Genomic DNA, 1,666 nt, shown 5'->3' with positions numbered 1-1,666 from the left:
CCCCACGACGTGCCCGCCCCGCCGGCGCAGGCGCTGGTCCGGGCCGCCGAGCTTGGCGTTGGGGTCGTCATGGCGCCCCGCCGTTGGCATCCCAGGTTCGCCGACACCGCGTGGCGCTGCGTTGACCTGGACGATGAGGTTGGCCTGGGCCGGGAGGCTGGCCTGGGCCGTGGGTGGGCCGGCCGGAGCGTGCCTCCGCCGGCCGCCGGCCCCGGCGCGCCCGATGACATCGCCTGCGTCCTGATGACGTCGGGCAGTACAGGGCGACCGAAGCCGGTGGCGATCCCCGGCGCGGCGCTGTGCCACGTGATCACGGCCCTGGTCGACGTGTACGAGCTGCGCCCGGACGACCGGGTGCTGCAGTTCGCCCCGGCCACCGCCGACGTCAGCCTCGAGGAGATCTTCACGACGCTGGCGGCGGGGGCGACGGTCGTGGTCCGGGACGACGACATGATCTCCTCCCCGGCCCGGTTGCTGGCCCGCGCCGCCGAGCTCGGCCTGACCGTGCTCTCGCTGCCCACCGCGTACTGGCACGAGGTCGTCGATGGCATGGTTCGTGACGGGCTGGTCCTGCCGCCGTCATTGCGCCTGGTCACCGTCGGCGGGGAGGGACCGCGAGGGCAGCGCGTCGAGGACTGGCGCCGGCTCACAGCCGGATCGGCGACCCGGCTGGTCAACGTGTACGGGCCCACGGAGACCACAATCGTCGCCACCACCGAGGAGCTGGCCGGCCCGACGGTGCCCGCACCCGCACCCGCACCCGCAGACGCGATCGTCTCGGTCGGCCGCCCGCTGCCCGGCGTGCAGGTCGGCATCGAGGATCCCGACGGATGTCCGGTCGAGCTCGGCGAGGACGGCGAGCTGGTCATCTCCGGACCCACCGTGGCCGCCGGCTACCTCGGCCTGCCCGAAGGTTCCTCTGGTGGTTTCTTCACCGGTCCCGACGGTGGCCGCCGCTACCGGACAGGTGATCGAGCCCGCCGGCTTCCCGACGGCCGGTACGTGGTGCTCGGCCGCCTCGATCGGCAGGTCAAGGTGCGCGGGTTCCGCGTCGATCTGGCCGAGGTGGAGAAGGCGATGCTGGCCGGCCCCGGAGTGCGCGACGCCGTGGCCGTCTACGATCCCGAGTCCGCCGGGCTGATCGGCTACGTGCTGCCGGTGGGAACGCTCTCCCCACCGGATCTGACGCGGCTGCGCCGGCGCCTGAACGAGACGCTGCCCGCGGTGGCCGTGCCGTCACGGCTGTTCCCCGTGGAGTCGTTCCCCCGCACCGACCGAGACAAGATCGACTACGCGGCGCTGGTGGCGCTGGCCGGCACCGCTGCGGCCGCCTCGTCCTCGCCGTCCGCCGCACCCGGGGCGTTCGGGGCGTCCGGTGATCGGCCGGCTGCGACCGATCGCAAGCAGCGGATCTGCGCCGTGGTCAGCGACGCGCTCGACGGAACCCCGGTCGAACCCGACGACTCGTTCTTCGCACTCGGGGCCCACTCGCTCAGCATGGTCCGGATCGTGGCCGGGGTCGCGCGGGAGTTCGGCGTGGAGCTCGCGATGTCCACGGTGTACGCCCGCCCGACCGCGGCCGGCCTGCTCGCCCTCGTGGACCAGGCCGACGCCGCGCGCAGTACCGACCCCGCCCGCCCGACCGACCCGGCCCTGTCTCTTATAC

At 73.9% G+C, this 1,666-nt stretch carries 1 protein-coding gene; it reads left to right on the top strand.

The window, feature by feature from the left end; genetic code table 11:
* Positions 1-69: 69 nt before the first annotated feature.
* The coding region (locus tag NBZ85_RS30900; RefSeq protein ID WP_308205247.1) for a non-ribosomal peptide synthetase at positions 70-1,666 on the top strand (1,597 nt) is incomplete at its 3' end.

It is taken from the genome of Frankia tisae (genome assembly GCF_025403405.1).
Classification (GTDB): Bacteria; Actinomycetota; Actinomycetes; order Frankiales; family Frankiaceae; genus Frankia; species Frankia tisai.
This window is presented reverse-complemented; position numbering and strand designations above follow the sequence as displayed.